This is a genomic window from Streptomyces sp. CB02959 (assembly GCF_002803155.1).
Lineage (GTDB): Bacteria > Actinomycetota > Actinomycetes > Streptomycetales > Streptomycetaceae > Streptomyces.
On record NZ_NNBP01000029.1, the window covers coordinates 25,169 to 42,243 of the forward strand.

16 protein-coding genes and 1 pseudogene are annotated in these 17,075 nt (G+C 74.5%); 4 read left to right on the forward strand and 13 right to left on the reverse strand.

What is annotated here, in order from left to right:
- Positions 1-27 precede the first annotated feature (27 nt).
- A complete protein-coding gene (locus CG747_RS36270) occupies positions 28-774 on the forward strand; it encodes a GntR family transcriptional regulator (protein ID WP_100606159.1) in 747 nt (248 codons plus the stop codon).
- 88 nt (positions 775-862) lie between these two features.
- Here CG747_RS36270 and CG747_RS36275 read toward each other — a convergent pair whose 3' ends face one another.
- Complete coding sequence (locus CG747_RS36275; protein ID WP_100606160.1) at positions 863-2,020, reverse strand: ROK family transcriptional regulator; 1,158 nt, start codon at positions 2,018-2,020, stop codon at positions 863-865.
- A gap of 160 nt (positions 2,021-2,180) precedes the next feature.
- On the opposite strand from CG747_RS36275, the gene CG747_RS36280 reads away from it, so the two are divergent.
- Complete coding sequence (locus CG747_RS36280) at positions 2,181-2,756, forward strand: hypothetical protein (protein ID WP_257980965.1); 576 nt, start codon at positions 2,181-2,183, stop codon at positions 2,754-2,756.
- Positions 2,757-2,830: 74 nt separating this feature from the next.
- On the opposite strand, the gene mug is transcribed toward CG747_RS36280, so the two are convergent.
- The 4 genes from mug to CG747_RS36295 form a co-directional block, all read right to left on the reverse strand.
- Positions 2,831-3,379, reverse strand: a complete 549-nt coding sequence (gene mug / locus CG747_RS36285) for a G/U mismatch-specific DNA glycosylase (RefSeq protein ID WP_100606161.1) — start codon at positions 3,377-3,379, stop codon at positions 2,831-2,833.
- 12 nt (positions 3,380-3,391) lie between these two features.
- On the reverse strand, positions 3,392-4,825 hold the full coding sequence (gene purB / locus CG747_RS36290) for an adenylosuccinate lyase (RefSeq protein WP_100606162.1): 1,434 nt from the start codon (positions 4,823-4,825) through the stop codon (positions 3,392-3,394).
- 126 nt (positions 4,826-4,951) lie between these two features.
- Entirely contained in the window at positions 4,952-5,107 is a 156-nt protein-coding gene (locus CG747_RS48380; protein WP_180985843.1) for a hypothetical protein, read from the reverse strand.
- Between the two features lie 259 nt (positions 5,108-5,366).
- Entirely contained in the window at positions 5,367-6,242 is an 876-nt protein-coding gene (locus CG747_RS36295) for an SGNH/GDSL hydrolase family protein (RefSeq protein ID WP_100606163.1), read from the reverse strand.
- A gap of 89 nt (positions 6,243-6,331) precedes the next feature.
- On the opposite strand from CG747_RS36295, the gene CG747_RS36300 reads away from it, so the two are divergent.
- Positions 6,332-6,955, forward strand: a complete 624-nt coding sequence (locus tag CG747_RS36300) for a TetR/AcrR family transcriptional regulator (protein WP_100606164.1) — start codon at positions 6,332-6,334, stop codon at positions 6,953-6,955.
- Here CG747_RS36300 and CG747_RS36305 read toward each other — a convergent pair.
- The 6 genes from CG747_RS36305 to CG747_RS36330 all read right to left on the reverse strand — a co-directional run bounded on the left by CG747_RS36305 (position 6,930) and on the right by CG747_RS36330 (position 12,916).
- Positions 6,930-8,171, reverse strand: coding sequence for an FAD-dependent oxidoreductase (locus CG747_RS36305; protein WP_100606165.1), 1,242 nt, complete (start codon positions 8,169-8,171; stop codon positions 6,930-6,932). The genes CG747_RS36300 and CG747_RS36305 overlap by 26 nt on opposite strands.
- A gap of 174 nt (positions 8,172-8,345) precedes the next feature.
- The gene (locus tag CG747_RS36310; RefSeq protein ID WP_100606166.1) at positions 8,346-9,365 is read right to left on the reverse strand and encodes a hemolysin family protein; all 1,020 of its coding nucleotides are present in this window, start codon (positions 9,363-9,365) and stop codon (positions 8,346-8,348) included.
- Positions 9,362-10,699 carry a hemolysin family protein gene (locus CG747_RS36315; protein ID WP_100606167.1) on the reverse strand — a complete coding sequence of 446 codons (1,338 nt, stop codon included), beginning with the start codon at positions 10,697-10,699 and terminating at the stop codon, positions 9,362-9,364. The genes CG747_RS36310 and CG747_RS36315 overlap by 4 nt, the downstream gene beginning before the upstream one ends.
- 264 nt (positions 10,700-10,963) lie before the next feature.
- Positions 10,964-11,389 carry a GNAT family N-acetyltransferase gene (locus tag CG747_RS36320; protein ID WP_100606168.1) on the reverse strand — a complete coding sequence of 142 codons (426 nt, stop codon included), beginning with the start codon at positions 11,387-11,389 and terminating at the stop codon, positions 10,964-10,966.
- 74 nt (positions 11,390-11,463) lie between these two features.
- On the reverse strand, positions 11,464-12,354 hold the full coding sequence (locus tag CG747_RS36325; RefSeq protein ID WP_100606169.1) for an LLM class F420-dependent oxidoreductase: 891 nt from the start codon (positions 12,352-12,354) through the stop codon (positions 11,464-11,466).
- A 145-nt stretch (positions 12,355-12,499) separates the two neighbouring features.
- Positions 12,500-12,916: a phage tail protein gene (locus CG747_RS36330; protein WP_100606170.1), complete on the reverse strand. Its 417-nt coding sequence runs from the start codon at positions 12,914-12,916 to the stop codon at positions 12,500-12,502.
- 258 nt (positions 12,917-13,174) lie between these two features.
- On the opposite strand from CG747_RS36330, the pseudogene CG747_RS50035 reads away from it, so the two are divergent.
- Positions 13,175-14,506, forward strand: a pseudogene (locus CG747_RS50035) (aldehyde dehydrogenase).
- Here CG747_RS50035 and CG747_RS36340 read toward each other — a convergent pair.
- Both CG747_RS36340 and CG747_RS36345 read right to left on the reverse strand, forming a co-directional pair.
- A complete protein-coding gene (locus CG747_RS36340; protein WP_257980966.1) occupies positions 14,439-15,635 on the reverse strand; it encodes a TIGR03364 family FAD-dependent oxidoreductase in 1,197 nt (398 codons plus the stop codon). The pseudogene CG747_RS50035 and the gene CG747_RS36340 sit on opposite strands and share 68 nt — an antisense overlap.
- 77 nt (positions 15,636-15,712) lie before the next feature.
- Positions 15,713-17,059, reverse strand: coding sequence for an MFS transporter (locus CG747_RS36345; RefSeq protein WP_100606171.1), 1,347 nt, complete (start codon positions 17,057-17,059; stop codon positions 15,713-15,715).
- Positions 17,060-17,075: the final 16 nt, after the last annotated feature.

Consider the following 17,075-nt stretch of genomic DNA (forward strand, 5'->3'; position numbering starts at 1 on the left):
CCCGCCCGGGGCCCGCGGCTTTGGGGGGTGGGGACCACGCAGCTCGAAACGGCTCCGGAGCCCAAGTACTGGCATCTCAGGACCGTGCTCAGTGACGCGCTGGACACCGAGTTCGCGGTCGGCGAGATCCTGCCCAACGAGCGGGATCTGGCGGCGCGGTTCGGCGTCGCCCGGGCCACGCTCCGGCAGGCGCTCGAACAGCTCGAACTGGAGGGCAGGCTCCAGCGCCGCCGCGGTGTCGGCACCACCGTCGCCCCGCCGCGGGTCGGCGTCGCCGTCGACCCCACGTGCCACACCTGGCCCGGCGCCGCCGGCGACGACTGGCAGCCGGTCGCCGCCAACCGGACCGACACGGTCCCCGTCGCGGTGGCCCGCCTGCTGGAGTCCGCCCCCGACGAGACGGTCCACATCGTGCGCCGCAGCCGGGTCTCGGCGGGCCAGCCGGTCGCCGCCGAACTCCTCTACGTCCGGGCCGGCACGGTCCCCGACGACGTCGACGAGGACACCGCCGACCCGGCCGTCCGCGCCCGGGCGGTGCTCCGCGCCCTCCAGGCGCTCGACCTGGACGGCCAGGACCGCACCGTCGAGTTGGGTTCGGCCCGCGCCGAGGACGCCCGGCAACTGGACCGGCTGCCCGGCTCGCCCGTGCTCGTCGTCACCACCCGCTACGTCTCCCAGGGCCGGGCCGCGGCCGTCGCGGTCTCCACCTACCGCGCCGACACCTGCCGGCTCACCTTCGGGGAGCAGCCGGCGGAGCCCGTGCTCGCCGGCTGACGGACGGGCCATCGCGAACGGGCCCGCACCGGGGCGCTCCCGGTGCGGGCCCGTTCGCCGTCGGGACACCCGGCGCGGGGCGTGCGGTTCACCGCCGCCCCGTCACCGTCCCCTCCACCGCGAAGAGTTCGCCCTCCACGTGGTCCAGGGCCAGCCGCAGCGCGCCGGTGGTGATCGCGGCCGGGCCCAGCTGCGACAGCACGACCTCCGGCGGCCGCAGGCAGTACCGCGCCAGCTCCCGGCGCAGCGGCGGGAGAACCCCCGCCAGGCCCGACGCCCAGCCGCCGACCACCACCAGCTCCGGATCGAGGGCCAGCACCAGCGCGGCCACGTCGTGCACCAGCCGCCGGATGAAGCGGTCCATCGCCTCCCGCGCCTGCGCGTCCCCGCCCCGGGCCGCCGCGAACACCGCCGCCACCTGCGCCTCGTCCAGTGGGTGCAGCGGCTCCCCGGTCGTCGACAGGAGCGTCTCCGGCGTCGCCTCCCGGCCCAGCAGGTGCAGGGCGCCGATCTCCCCGGCCGCGCCCCCGAATCCGCGGTGCAGCCGCCCGCCGATCAGCGATCCGGCCCCCGGGCTCAGCCCCGCCAGCACGAACACCACATCGTCGGTGCCGGTCGCCGCGCCCTGCCAGTGCTCGGCCACCGCCGCCGCGTTGGCGTCGTTCTCCACCAGCACCGGGCAGCGGAACGACCGTCGCAGCCGCTTTTCGAGCGGCAGTCCGGTCCAGCCGGGCAGTGCGGTGCTCAGCCGTACGGTGCCGTCCGCCTCCATGATGCCGGGACCGGCCGCCCCGACCGCGCGCAGCGAACTGCGAGCCACGCCCGCCCGGCGCAACAGGTCGGCGACCAGGGCCCGGACCCGCTCCAGTCGTTCGTCGGCCGGCGCGGTCTCCGCCACGGCGCGCTGCGCCGAGTCCAGCACCCGCCCGCTGAGGTCGGACAGCAGTGCCGCGACCCGGTGCGGCCCGATCTCGATGCCCAGCAGGTGCCCGGCCTCGGTACGGAAGCGGAAGCGGCGGGCGGGCCGCCCCTGGCGCCGGGTCTCGCCCTCCTCGGCGGGAGCCTCGGCCACCAGCCCGGTCTCGACGAGCCCCTCGATCACGCCCTCGACGGTCGGCCGGGACAGGCCGGTCACCTGGACGAGATCGGTGAGCGTGGGGGAGTCCGCGGCGCGCAGCGCGTGCAGCACCACCGTGGAGTTGATCCGTCGCAGCAGGGAGGGGTCCCCGCCGGTGAGCCGACCCAACGTCCGTCTCCTCGCCTCGCCTGTCTGGCGGATCGTAGCCGGTCAGCGGGTGTGCGGCGAGTCCCGAGGACCCTGTGGACGGTGGCCCCGGGCGGCCTCGCGGCGGTGCTGCGGACCGCGCGGACGGCCAATTGTCAGACCCCGGCGGTTTACTGACGGTATGACGCCCGAACCGAGCCACCGCAGCCCGCGGACCCCGCCGACGCCCCCGACACCCCTGACGCCCTGGACGATCCGGACGCCTCCGGCCACGCCCGCGCCGCCCGCGCCGCAGGGGCCCGCGCCGCCCGGCGGACCGCCCGCCGCGCTCGCCGTGCTCGACGCCTTACGCGCCCGCCCCTTCCCGGAGCGGAGCGAGCAGACCGCGGCGGGCACCAGCGGGCCGGGCTTCCACGTGGCGCCGCTGTGGGCGGGCGGCCCGCTCTGGGACGCGGATCCGGCGGACGCCGCGGCGGCCCGCGAACAGTGCGTGGACGAACTCGCCGCGCTGGTCGCGGTGGCGTCCTTACGGTGGGGCGAGCCCGTCGTCCACGACCTGGCGGACGCGCTGGACCGGAGTGCACGGGGGCTGCCGGTCGCACCGCCGCTGGACCTGCTCTGCGGGCTGGTGCCGCGGGTGTACGCCTGGTCGGCCGGCGGCCGTTGGATCGCGGTCGGCGCCGGGCCGCTGGACCCCGGGCAGCCGTGCCAGGTGCTGGCGGCCATAGCGCAGGGCCCGCCGCCGGGGGCCGGATAGCCGTGCCGTCGCCGACGGGCCGCCTTTGGGCTCGGGCGCGTCGCCGTCCGCCGGGCCGTTCCGTCCGCCGTCCGTCAGGACTCGGCGAACGCCGCGGTGCGCAGCCGCCCGTACTCCTCCGCCATGGTCGCAAGCGTCCAATGGGCGTTCAGGCCACTGGGGTTGGGCAGCGCCCAGATGCGGGTGGTGCCCAGGGTGCGTTCCTGCGGGCCGATCACGGCGTGCTTGTCGTCGAAGGCGACGCGGTACGCGGTGACGCCCGCGACGGCCAGCCAGTGGGGCCGCAGCCGGGCCACCTTCTCGGCCAGCAGCCGGCCGCCCTCGCGGTACTCCTGTGCGGTGAGCTCGTCGGCCCGGGCGGTCGGTCGGGCCACGACGTTGGTGATGCCCAGCCCGTGGTCGAGCAGTGCGCTCTGCTCGGCGGGGCGGAACTGCCGGGGGGTGAAGCCGGCGGCGTGCAGGACGGGCCAGAAGCGGTTGCCGGGCCGGGCGAAGTGGTGCCCGGTGGCCGCCGTCATCAGTCCGGGGTTGATGCCGCAGAACAGCACCCGCAGCCCGCCCGCGACCACGTCCGGGACGACGCGGTCACGGGCGGCCTCCAGTTCCTCAGGTGTGAGGCGCACGTCAGCCCCGGGTCAGAGGATCGCGCCGGGGGTGTAGGCGGCGGCCTCGGGGTGCTGCTTCGCGATCTCCTCGATCCGGGCGACCACCGCCGCCACCTGGTCGCCGGCCGCGCCGGTGAAGGACAGCTTGTCCGCCATCAGGGCCTCCAGCTGGGCCTTGTCCAGCGGGATGCGGTGGTCGGCGGCCAGCTTGTCCAGCAGCTCGTTGCGCTCCGCGCCCTGCTCGCGCATGGCCAGTGCCGAGGCGACCGCGTTCTCCTTGATCGCCTCGTGCGCCTCCTCGCGGCCCACCCCGGCCCGCACCGCGCCCATCAGCACCTTGGTGGTGGCGAGGAAGGGCAGGTAGCGGTCGAGCTCGCGGGCGACCACGGCGGGGAAGGCGCCGAACTCGTCGAGCACCGTCAGGAAGGTCTCCAGCAGGCCGTCCAGCGCGAAGAACGCGTCCGGCAGCGCGACCCGGCGGACCACCGAGCACGAGACGTCGCCCTCGTTCCACTGGTCGCCGGCCAGCTCGCCGGTCATCGAGGCGTAGCCGCGCAGGATCACCATCAGGCCGTTGACGCGCTCGCAGGAGCGGGTGTTCATCTTGTGCGGCATCGCCGACGAGCCGACCTGGCCGGGCTTGAAGCCCTCGGTGACCAGCTCGTGCCCGGCCATCAGCCGGATCGTCTTGGCCAGCGACGAGGGCGCGGCGGCCAGCTGCACCAGCGCGGTCACGACCTCGTAGTCCAGCGACCGCGGGTAGACCTGGCCGACGGAGGTGAACGCCTGGCCGAAGCCGAGGTGGGCGGCGATCCGCTGCTCCAGCTCGGCGAGCTTCCCGGCGTCCCCGCCGAGCAGGTCGAGCATGTCCTGCGCGGTGCCGACCGGGCCCTTGATGCCGCGCAGCGGGTAGCGGGCGAGCAGTTCCTCGGCCCGTGCGTGGGCGACGAGCAGTTCGTCGGCGGCGGTCGCGAAGCGCTTGCCGAGGGTGGTGGCCTGCGCGGCGACGTTGTGCGAGCGGCCGGCCATGACCAGCTCGGAGTGCTGGGCGGCCAGCGAGCCCAGGCGGGCCAGTACGGCGACCGCGCGGTCCCGCACCAGTTCCAGCGACAGGCGCACCTGCAGCTGCTCGACGTTCTCGGTCAGATCGCGGGAGGTCATGCCCTTGTGGATCTGCTCGTGCCCGGCGAGGGCGTTGAACTCCTCGATCCGGGCCTTGACGTCGTGCCGGGTGACCTTCTCCCGCTCGGCGATCGAGGCCAGGTCGACGGTGTCCAGCACTCGCTCGTAGTCGGCCAGTGCCTGCTCGGGGACGGCCACGCCCAGGTCCTTCTGGGCGCGCAGCACGGCCAGCCACAGCTTCCGCTCCAGCTTGACCTTGTACTCGGGGGACCACAGCACGGCCAGCTCCGCGGAGGCGTAGCGGCCGGCCAGGACATTGGGGATGCGAGGCTTCGCAGACACAGCAGTCACGTGGCCAGAGTCTACTGGCGGTTTGCGCAGGCCAGCGCCTCGGTCCCGGCTGTGCTTTCCTACAGTCGCCGCGGCCGGTGCGGGGGCGTGCCGCCGGGCGCGCTCCGGCCCGCGCCGTCAGTCCTCGTCGTCCTCCGCCCGGCGCTCGCCCTCCGCCTGGGACGGCTGGGTGCGCATCGTCTGGGGGTGCCGCGGCTCGGCCGGGTCCATGTCCTCTTCCAGCCGCTCGCCCTCGGCCTGCGACGGAGTCGTGTACTCGTCGTACTGGCTCATGGCCGCCTCCGCACGATCGGAACGTATGTCGACAAATCGAGCGTAACGCCGGGGCTGGCACCGTCACACCAGCGGCACGAACGGCGGCTCCCATCACCGGATGAAGCCGTGGGAGGTGATCCTCGTGCTCATCGTCTTCGCCGGCTTCTTCGGTTACCTCGGCCACCTCGGCATCAAGAAGGTGCGCAGGCTCTTCGGGTAGGACGCCCGACGGCCCGAGCCGCCCGGCGCGGGGGGCGCGGCCGGGTCGGGGCGAGGATCAGGCCCCCACCGCCCGCCAGTCGGTCACCGGACCGGGGTCGGCGTGGTCCACGGGGCTTATCCAGAAGCCCTTGCCCAGGTCGGCGCTGAACTGCGCGCCCGTCCGGCCGTCCCCCGTGGAGCGTCCGGTGAGCCGGCGGCCGATCCACGGCACCAGGTGTTCGCGGGCGAACCGCAGGTCGGCGGTGCGCCGGTCGGCCCAGCGGGGCGGGACCGCGGGCGGCAGCGGTGCGTCCCAGTCCGCGGCGGCGGGCAGTCCCAGGGTCTGCCAGACCGCCTCGGCGACCCGGCGGTGCCCCTCGGCGTTCAGGTGCAGCCGGTCCTCGGCCCACATCCGCGGATCGGCCAGCGCCTCGGAGGCGTAGAGGTCCACGACCAACGCGCCGTGCCGGGCGGCCAGTTCGTCGATGTGCGCGAAGAGCTGTTCCATCCGCGCCCGGAACCGCTCCAGCACCGGCCCGCGGCGGCCCGGGCTGCGCATCAGCACCAGCTGTCCGCCGCCGCGCGCCAGCAGTTCCGCGCAGTCCGTGAGGCGTGCGCACACCCGCGTCACGTCGCACTTGGGGCGCAGTACGTCGTTGAGCCCGCCGACCAGCGTCACCAGGTCGGCGCCCATCGAGGCGGCCGGGCCGCACTGCTCGTCGGCGATCTGGTCGATGAGCTTGCCGCGCACGGCGAGGTTGGCGTAGCGGAAGCCGGGCGGGCCCGCCGCGGTGGCGGGCTCCCCGGCCGGCTGCGGCGCGAGGGTCGCGAGCCGGGCCGCGAGCAGGTCCGCCCAGCCCCGGTAGGAGCCGTCCGGGAGGCCGTCCGACATGCCTTCGGTGAAGCTGTCGCCGACCGCGACGAAACTGTTGTATCGCACATTGGTCTCCATGGCGCCGTGATCCTATCCCGCGGTGTACGGTCGACAGCGGCCGGAGTGCGGGCCGTGGAGAGGTACGGAAAGACAGAGGTGGGCGTGGGATGAGTCCTCGGCGGAGCACGGATCCCGAGGCGGCGACGTTCACCGAACGGGCCCGTCGGCAGCAGCTGATCGACTGCACCATCGACCTGATCTCCACCCGCGGTTACCCCGCCACCTCGCTGTCCGCGATCGCCGAGCGGGCCGGGGTCTCCAAGGCCGCGGTGCTCTACCACTTCTCCTCGAAGGACAACCTCACCCGCGCCGCGCTGGCCCAGGTGATGGACCAGTTCGGCACCTATGTCCGGGAGCGGGTGGAGCGGGCCCCGGACCCGCTGGCCGCGGTCGTCGCCTACGTGCACGCGATGATCCGCTACCAGGGGGAAAACCGCCGCCAGGTCCGGGTGATCACCGAGATGCTGCTCGACGACGACGGCGGCACCCGCCTGAAGACGCCCGGGTCGCACGACACCTACGACCGCTGGCAGGCCCTCGCCGCCCTCCTGACGGAGGGTCAGCAATCCGGTGTGCTGCGGGAGTTCGACCCGTGCACGGTGGCGCTGGCGATCGGCGGCGCGATCGACGGGGTGATCGGGCACTGGCTGGCCCACCCGGACCTCGATCTGGACGCCGCCGCCGCCGAGCTGGAGACCTTCACCCTCAACGCCGTGGCGCGCCGGGACTGACCTTGGCGAACTCCGGGGTCGGCTCGGGCCGGATGCCGATGCCGCCGAGGTAGCCGGTGACGGTCCGCAGCGCCGGCACCCGCCGCAGCAGCCGCATCGGCACCGGCAGCCGGTCCCCGTGCAGCGTGCCGTCGAGCGCGGAGCGGATCATGGCGTGCTCGCCCTCCTGCGACTTCTGGACCAGCGCCATCGGCCACTCCCGCCGCCGCTGCACCCGGGCCAGCTCGTCGCTGCCGACCGTGCCGCGGCGCAGCGGGCCGGCCAGGAGCCGGGCGGCGGCCACCGCGTCCTGGAGGGCGAGGTTGACGCCGACCCCGCCGACCGGCGACATGGTGTGCGCGGCGTCGCCGAGGCACAGCAGTCCGGGCCGGTGCCAGCGCCGCAGCCGCCCGAACGTGACCTCCAGCAGCTTGACCTCGTCCCAGGAGCCGATGGTGCCGGTGACCTCGTCGTCCCAGCCGAACAGTGCACCCAGCCGGTCCCGCAGCCACTGGATGTCGTGGCGGCGCATGGCGGCGTCCTGGCCCTTGCCGATCAGGTAGGAGGTCTGGAAGTACGTGCCGCGGTCCATGGTGACCGCGGCCTGGCCGCCGCCGAACCGGCCGAAGACCCGGCCGCCCTTGACGGCGTCGGACGGTGCGTCCACCCGGATCTGCCAGACGTCCATCGGCACGTCGAAGTACCGCTGCCGCATCCCGGCCGCCGCGCGGATCGCGGAGTCCCGGCCGTCGCAGGCGACGGTCAGGTCCGCGGCCAGTTCCCCGGGCTCGCCGTGCTCGTCGACGTAGTGCACCCCGGTCACCCGGCCGCCCTCGGTGCGCAGCCCGGTGGCTCGGGTGCGCATGCGCAGGGTGAACGAGGGCTCCTCGGCGGCCGCGCGGGCGATCAGGTCGAGGAAGTCCCACTGCGGGACCATGGCGAAGTACTTGTGCCGGCCGGGGATGCGCCGCATGTCGGCCATCACCACGGTGGTGCCGCCGATCTGGACGCGCATCTCCTCCAGTTTCGGGAACGGCAGCCGGGCGAACTCCTCGCCGAGGCCGAGGTCGTCCAGCAGGTTCAGGGTGGACGGGTGGACGGTGTCGCCGCGGAAGTCGCGCAGGAAGTCCCCGTGCTTCTCCAGGACGGTCACCTCGATGCCGGCCCTGGCCAGCAGGAGCCCGAGCATCATGCCGGCCGGGCCGCCGCCCACCACGCAGCATGTCGTGCGGTCCATGGTGTTGCCCCCTCGTCGCGTGCGCGTACGGATGCGTGACCGGGTCGCCGCGGTGCCGCGCACACGCGACTGACCGATCGGTTAGCAATCTAACCGATCGGTCAGTGAAGGGTTTTCGCGGGGTGCCCACCAGAGGCGACGCGAGGGCGCCACCGGCCCCGGCGGGCGCGACGATCAGCTCGCGGGCTGTTGCAGCACCAGCTCCCGCAGGACGTCCTCCATGGTCACCAGTCCGGCCAGCCGGCCGTCGTCGCCGATCACCGCGGCCAGGTGCGTACGCGAGCCGCGCATCGCGGTCAGCACGTCGTCCAGCGGGGTCGCCGCCCGGACCCGGGCGATCGGGCGCAGCGCCGACACCGGGAACGGCGCGGTGCGCGGGGCGGCGTCCAACGCGTCCTTGACGTGCAGGTAGCCGAGGATGCGCCGGGTGTCGTCGACGACCGGGAACCGCGAGAACCCGGACTCGGCGGCCAGGTGCTCCAGCTCCTCCGGGGTGATCCCCATCCGTGCCGAGACCACCTCGCCCACCGGGAGCACCACGTCCCGCACCGGGCGGCGGCCCAGCTCCAGGGCGTCCCGGAGCCGCTCCTGGGCCCGCTCGTCGAGCAGTCCGGCGGCCCGCGAGTCCTCGACCAGCTGGGCCAGCTGGTCGTCCGAGAAGGCGGCCGCGACCTCGTCCCTGGTCTCCACCCGCAGCAGCTTGAGCAGGCCGTTGGCCAGCGCGTTGATGGCGAAGATCACCGGGCGCAGGGCCCGGGTCAGCGCCACCAGCGGCGGGCCCAGCGCGAGCGCGGTGCGCACCGGTTCGGCCAGCGCCACGTTCTTCGGGACCATCTCGCCGAAGAGCATGTGCAGATAGGTCGCCACGGCCAGCGCGATCACGAACGAGATCGGGTGGATCAGCGCGTGCGGGATCGACACCGCGTCGAACACCGGCTCAAGCAGGTGTGCGATGGCCGGTTCGGCGACCGCGCCCAGCACCAGCGTGCACAGCGTGATGCCCAGCTGCGCCGCGGCCAGCAGCGCCGAGACGTGCTGCAGACCCCACAGCACGCTGCCCGCCCGGCGGTTCCCGGCCTCCGCGTACGGCTCGATCTGGCTGCGGCGCACCGAGATCAGCGCGAACTCGGCGCCCACGAAGAAGGCGTTGACGACCAGGGTCAGCAGGCCCACGAACAACTGGAGCGCGGTCATCGGCCGACCTCCGGGGCGTCCGGGGTGCCGGCCGGCGGGGCGTGCAGCAGCACCCGGGCCGCACGGTGGCCGGAGGCGTCGAGCACGTCCATCGCCCAGCCCGCCACCTCCACGCTGTCGCCGCCCTCGGGGATCCGGCCCAGTTCGGTGGCGATCACCCCGGCCAGGGTCTCGTACGGGCCGTCCGGCAGCCGCAGCCCGATCCGCGCCAGCTGGTCGGCGCGGGCCGCGCCGTCGGCCTGGTAGACGGCCCGGCCGTCCGCGTCGGTGCCGGCCGGGGCCAGGTCCGGGATCTCCAGCGGGTCGTGTTCGTCGCGGACCTCGCCGACCACCTCCTCGACGATGTCCTCCAGCGTGGCGACCCCGGCCGTGCCGCCGTACTCGTCGATGACCACGGCCATCGTCCGCCGGCCGGACAGCCGGTCCAGCAGCCGGTCCACGGTCAGCGTCTCGGGGACCAGCAGCGGTTCGCGCAGCAGCTCGGAGACCGGGCGGCGGGGCCGCAGATGGGCCGGTACGGCCAGCACGTCCTTGATGTGCACCACACCCACGACGCTGTCGAGGTTGCCGCGGTAGACCGGGAACCGGGACAGTCCGGTGGCCCGGGTCGCGTTGGCGACGTCCTCGGCGGTGGACTGCACCTCCAGGGCCATCACCTGCACCCGCGGGGTCATCACGTTCTCCGCGGTCAGATCGGCGAGGTTGAGCGTCCGGACGAACAGCTCGGCGGTGTCGGCCTCCAGGGCGCCCTCCTTGGCGGAGTGCCGGGCCAGCGCCACCAGCTCCTGCGGGCCGCGGGCCGACGCCAGCTCCTCGGCCGGCTCCAGGCCCAACCGGCGCACGGTCCGGTTGGCGGTGTTGTTCAGATGGGTGATCAGCGGTTTGAAGGCGGCGCTGAAGCCGCGCTGGGCGGTGGCGACCCGTTTGGCGACGGCCAGCGGGCTGGAGATCGCCCAGTTCTTGGGGACCAGCTCGCCGATGACCATCAGGACGACGGTGGAGAGCGCGGTCCCCAGGACCAGCGCCACCGAGTCCGCGGCGGACCGCGGCAGTCCGATCGCGGCCAGCGGACCGTCCAGCAGGGTCGCGATGGCCGGCTTCGAGAGCATGCCGATGATCAGGCCCGTCACGGTGATGCCGAGTTGGGCGCCGGACAGCTGGAAGGTCAGGCCGCGGACCGCCTTGAGGGCGCTGTCCGCGCCGCGCTCGCCGCGGGCGGCGGCGCGCTCCAGGTCGCCGCGCTCGACCGTCGTCAGCGAGAACTCGGCCGCGACGAAGATGCCGCAGGCCAGGGTCAGCAGGAGTGCCACGGCCAGCAGGAGCAGGTCGGTCATCGGTTCACCTCCGTCCCATGGTCGGACACGTTCGGGAGGTTCGCGCCCCGTCGACGGGGCGCACGACAACGGCAACTGGGAGGCTCGGCCATGGCCGGACGCTCACACACCTTTCGTAGGGGAAGGGGTTCCGGGGTCCGTCACCCGGCACTCCATGGTAAAGGGTCGGCAAAGTCCTTGGGCTGGGCGTGGAGTGGCGGGGGAGGGGAAGCCGAGGAGCCCGCCCCCTGATGCGGGGACGGGCTCCTCGTGGTCGGACCGAACCTAGGCGTCCAGCGGCTTGACCCAGCGGCTCCACTGCGGCTCCGGCGCGTACCCGGCCGCCCGCCACGCGTGGTGCGCCGACGCGTTGCGGTCCAGCACCATCGCGTCGCCCCGCCGCCCGCCGAGCGCGGAGAACCGCTCCTCGGCCGCCGCCAGCAGCGCACCGCCGATCCCGCGCCGGCGGTGGTCGGGGTGGACCGCCAGTCGGTACAGATGGCACCGCCACCCGTCGAACCCGGCGATCACCGTGCCCACCAGTTCCCCGTCGCGCTCGGCCAGCAGCAGCGCCTCCGGGTCGCGGGACACCAGGCGCGCCACGCCTTCGGTGTCGTCGCTGATGCTGGTGCCCTCCGCGGCCGCCTTCCAGAAGTCCAGGACGGCGTCGAGATCGGCCGGACCCCCGGCCCGGATATGGAGATCAGTCATGATCGGATCCCATCACCGGGCCCGGCGCCCTGTCGATCCCTTTCCCTGCCGCGGACCGGTCCCCGGCCGCCCGGTCAGCTGCCCTTGAGCTCCTCGATCACCGGCGCGAACGCCTCCAGGTACGTGTCCAGGACGCTGACGTACGAGAAGCCGTACCGCTCCCGGCGTTCCCGCAGCTGGTCGGCCATCTGCGCCGGCGTTCCGATCAGCAGCGTCGGCGCCTCCAGCGCCTGGTCCTCGTCCACCCCGACGCCGAGTGCGGCGAACTCCCGGGCCGCGGCCCGCCGGTCGTTCGCCACCAGCACCCGCTGGACGAGGATGTTCAGCTCGGCCGGCTCCGCGCGGTCCGCGGCGTACTCCCGGTACGCGGCCACCGACGCGGCCACCTTCCCGGCCGGCAGCAGCTCCAGCGTGCCCTCCGGCTTGCCCGGTGCCTGTCGCGCGCCGGTGAACGCCATGATGTCCGCGTGCCGCGCCGCCAGCCGCAGCATCCGCGGGCCGTTGCCGCCGATCAGCAGCGGCGGGCGGGGCCGCTGCACGGCCTTCGGCAGGTGCTCGGGGTCGCCGAGCAGCCGGTCCAGCTCGGTGAGCGTGTGCTCCAGGAGGTCCACCCGCCGGCCGGGCGTCCCGAAGGGCAGCCCGGCGGCGTCGTGTTCGGCCTTGACGTACCCGGTGCCCAGGCCCAGCTCCAGCCGTCCGCCGGTGAGCGCGTCGGTGGTGGCCACCTCGCGGGCCAGCAGGGCGGGGTTCCAGAAGCCGGCGTTCAGGACGAAGGTGCCCAGCCGCGGTCGCTCGGTCGCCTCCGCCGCGGCCACCAGCGTGGGGAACGGCGACGGCCACCCCAGGTGGTCCGGGACGAGGATGACGTCGAAGCCCGACTCCTCGGCGCGGCGGCACTTCTCGCGCCAGGCCGTACCGGTGTCGAGGGTGAGCATGGTGATGCCGAAGCGGAACGGACGTGGCATGGAGACCCCCTGTGGCTACAGTCGCCGTTGGCTCGGATGACCGGCAACGGGTATGGAACCACGATCCGTTCGACGCCGTACGCGAGGGAGCCCCGGTCCGCGGCGGGCGGCACCGGGACTCCCTGGCCGGGAGCCGTCGGCCCGGTCAGTCCGAGACGGTCAGCTCCTCGTACGCCAGGGTCACCGATTCCGCGGCGGCGCCGGTCCCGTCCGCCGGGGTCTCCCACGCGATCGGGAGGGCACCCACGAGGTGGTAGCGGCGCAGCGGGGTGCGGTCGACGGCGTAGTGGACCACCGTCACCGCCTGCCGGTGCCGGTCGGCGGCACCCCGCTCGACCAGGCATCTGGTGAGCCAGTCGGTGAAGGCGGCGCTCTGGTCCGGGCCGCGCACGATGGTGATCTCGCCGGGCCGCCCCACCCCTTCGGGGAGCGGGTCCCCGCCGGGCGGCGCGGGGTCGAACGCCGGGCCGGACACCGAGCGGACCGTCTCCACCTGGAACGCACCGAGCTCGACCGTGACGGCCGCCGGGTGCCGGGCGTCGGGAGTCTCTTCGATGGGCATGGGCCTCCTCCGTGCACAAGGGCGGGGCCGGCCGGCCCCGCACCGGTAGCCCGACCGCTGCCCGATCCGGTCCGGGCGCACTCCGGGGCTCGCTCGAACGGCGGCAGGAAGAACGATTCGGCTCGCTCGAACGGCGCTGTGCCCCGCCGGCGCCCCGATAGGAACCGGCTATCGGCCGCATTCGCAAGCCGTGGATGGTGCCCGGCCGCCCCCTGGGCCAGCCTGGCGGCAACCAGACGTGCGACGAAGGGGCAGGACATGACCGACGTTCCGCAGCGGCAACCCGTGGCGGCGCACCATCTGCTGAACTTCATCGACGGCCGGTGGGCCCCCGCCGCATCGGGGCGCACGCGGACCAACCGCAACCCCGCCGATCTCCGCGACCGCATCGGGGAGTTCACCGAGTCCGACGGCGCGGACGCGGAGCGGGCGGTGGCCGCGGCGGCGACCGCACTGCCCGGCTGGCGGGCGCTGGGCCCGATCCGGCGGGCCGCCCACCTCACCGCCCTCGGCCGCCAACTCGCAGATCGGGAGGAGGAGTTCGCCGCCGCCATCACCCGCGAACAGGGCAAGCTGCGGGCCGAGGCGCGGGCCGAGGTGGCGCGCGCCCGCGCGGTGCTGGAGTTCACCGCCGGTCAGGCCCGGCTCCTCGGCGGGGTCACCGCGCCCGCCGAGGAGGACCGCACCTTCGCCTACACCTTCCGCCGTCCCCTGGGCGTCGTCGGACTCGTCTCGCCCTGGAACTTCCCGCTCGCCATCCCGGTCTGGAAGGTCGCCCCGGCCCTGCTCTCCGGCTGCACCGCCGTCCTCAAACCCTCCCCGCTGACCCCGCTGACCGCCGCGCTGCTGACCGACGCGGCACAGCGGGCCGGGGTCCCCGACGGCGTGCTCAACCTCGTCCAGGGGGACGCGGCAGCCGGTGCGGCCCTGGTCGCGCACCCCCAGGTCGCCGGCATCAGCTTCACCGGCTCGCTCGCCGTCGGCACCGCCATCCACACCGCCGGCGCGCCCCGCCTGCTGCGCACCCAGCTCGAACTCGGCGGCTAGAACGCGGTGATCGTGCTGGCCGACGCCGATCTGGACCGGGCCGTGGACGCGGTGCTGCACGGCGCCTTCGGGCAGGCCGGGCAGCGGTGCAGCGCCACCAGCCGCGCGGTGGTCGACCGCCGGGTCCGGGACGCGTTCCTTGCGCGGCTGGTGAAACGCGTCGCGGCGCTGCGGGTCGGCCCCGGTGACGACCCGGACTCCGAGGTCTGCCCGGTCGTCGACCCGGTCCGGATGCGGGCCGCGCTGGACACAGTCGCGGGCGCCCGGCGGGACGGCGGCACGGTCCTGTGCGGCGGCGGCCCGGCCGCCCGGCCCGGCCTGCCGGAGGGCTGCTACGTCCAGCCGACGGTCATCCGCGACGTGCCCTGGGACAGCGAACTGGCCCAGGAGGAGGTCTTCGGCCCGGTCCTCGCGGTGGTGGACGCGGACGGCTTCGACGACGCGATGCGGATCGCCAACTGCCGTGAACGGGGCCCTACCGGCCCAGCACCTCTTCCGCCAGCCCGAACGACAGCGTCATCCCGGCGCCCCCCACGCCGTTGACCACCGTCACCCCGGGCTCCGGATCGGCCACCAGCTCGGTGCGGCCGTCCCGCAGCGACGGGTAGCAGCCGGTCCAGCGCTCGGTGATCCGCGGGTCCGGGATCCGGGCGAACTCCCGCAGCGAGCCGAGGATCGCCTGGTCGATCTCCTCGCTGGCGAACGGGTCGTGGGTGGCCGCGTACGCATGGCTGTCGCCGATCGTCAGCCGGCCGTCCGCGGTCTGGGACAGCAGCACATGGATGCCGTGCTCCCGGTGGAACGGCAGCTCCGCGCGCATCCGGGCGTCCAGCGCCGCGCGGGCCGTGCAGTCCTCGAACGCCGCGTAGTGCAGCAGGGGCAGCCCGCCGCACAGCATCGGCCCGAGCTGCCAGCCGTCCGGCTGCGCCCCCGTCCGCAGCATCTGGAGCTTGCAGCGCACCAGCCCGCTCGCCCGGAACACCTCCGGATAGAGGGTGGCGAAGTCGTTGCCGCTGCACACCACGATCCGGTCGGCCCGCCACTCGCCGTCGGTGGTCGACAGCCGCGGCGCCGCGATGCCGCGCACCGCCGTACCGAAGCGGACGTCCACGCCGTACTCCTCGGCCAGGTGGGCCGCGACCGCCGGTACCGCCCGCCGGGGATCGACATTGACCTCGGTGGGGCTCCACATCGCGCCGAGCAGACCCTCGGCGCGCACCGCGGGTCCGCGCCGCGCCGCCTCCGCCGCGGTGATCATCGTCGTGCCGTGCTCCCGGGCGGCCGGGGTGGTGGCCACGAACTCCTCCAGGACGGCGAGTTCGTCGGGCCGGCGCGCCAGGTGCAGCGAACCGGTCGGCTCCGCCCACATCCCGGTCTTTGCGCCGAGCTCCAGCCAGATCTCCCGGCTGCGCAGCGCCCGTTGGTTGACCGCGCCGCGCTGCTGGCCGATCGCCCAGATCATCCCGAAGTTGCGGATCGAGGCGCCGACCGCGTAGCCGTCCCGTTCGAAGAGGACGACCCGGTCGCCGCGCCGGGCGGCGGCCAGCGCGTGCGCCAGGCCGACGATCCCGCCGCCGACGACCGCGGTGTCGACGGAGCGGACCGGGCCGGTGGCGCGGCCGGTGGCCGGGCCGGTGGTGGGGTCGGGCGTGCGGAGCGTGGGGTGCGTCATGGGAGTGCCTCTCTGGGGACGGGGTGGGTCACGAGGAGGTGCCATGCGGATGCCGGCGCGGCATCGCCGAGGAGCCGTCAGGACGCCGTGGCCGGGCGGCGGTTCCAGTGGGGGAGCAGGAGCAGACCGGCCAGCAGCGCGGCGGCGGCGAAGCCGTGGAAGAGGGTGCTGCCGGAGAGGAAGCCGGGCAGCAGTCCGCCGAGCACCGCGCCGATCGAGCCGCAGCCGTTGACCACGCCGGCCGCGGTGCCGGCGCCGCCGGTGCTGCCGAAGTCGACCGCGGCGACGCACGAGATCATCGCGTCCGCGGCGTAGACGGCCAGCCCGATCACCGCCAGCACGGCGATCATCACGGCCGCGCTGCCGGTCGCGGTCAACGGAACGAACAGCGCCAGCGCCCCGGTCAGCACGGCCGGCGCCAGCACGCAGGGCGGCACCCGGCGGGACCGGAAGACGGTGTCGGACAGCCAGCCGATCAGCATCGGCGCCAGCACCCCGGCCGCCCCGAAGGAGACCGGGATGACGGTGGCGCCGACCTTGCCGACCGCCGGCAGCCGCTGGCTGACGAGCACCGGGCCCCACAGCAGGATCGCGTACCGGGCCGGTTTGAGGAGGAAGTAGGCGGCGCCGAGGGTGAGCACCATCCGGTCCTTGAGCGCGGCGCGGTAGAGCGCGAACGGCGCCCGGCGCGGGGCGGCGACCGGCGGGGCCGCTGCCTGCGCCATGGGCCCGGGGGCGGGTTCGGGGGCGTCCGGCCCGGCACCGTCCGGCGGGGTGTCGCGCTGGAAGACCAGGAACACCACCAGCACCACCGCCAGCGTGGCCGCCCCGGCCACGAAGGCGGCGTGCCAGTCGTCGAAGACCTGGTACGCCCACCAGCCCAGGAAGGGCGGGGCGGCCAGGCTCCCGAAGGCGTAGTTCGTGCTCCACAGGCCGAGCACCCGCCCGCGGGTGCGCACCGGGAAGAAGTTCCCCATGTTCTTGCAGAGCGGCGCCCAGCCGGCCGACTGCGCGAGCCCCTGGACGGCCATCGCCCCACCGAAGACCAGCAGGGCGCTGCTCATCCCCATCGTGCAGGACGCGGCGACGGCGCCGAGCATGCCCACGGTCACCACCACCCGTGGACCGAACCGGTCGGCCCACATCCCCCACAGGAACTGGCCGACGGCGTACGCCGCGAGGTAGACCGCGTCGATCACCCCGAGCGCCTGCTCGGTGAGTACGCCGTGCACCGCCGGGTCGTCCAGGATCCCCAGTTTGGCGACCGCGAAGGCCTGGCGGACGAAGTAGAAGCCCGCGTACGCGAGCCAGGTGACGGCGAAGATCTGCCGTCGCCAGCGGACCGCGGTGCGGAGTGCGGCGCGGGTGGTCACCGGGGGGACCGGCGGCTCGGACGGAACGGACTGCGGTGCGAGGTCGGCCATGGCGGTGTCCTGTCCT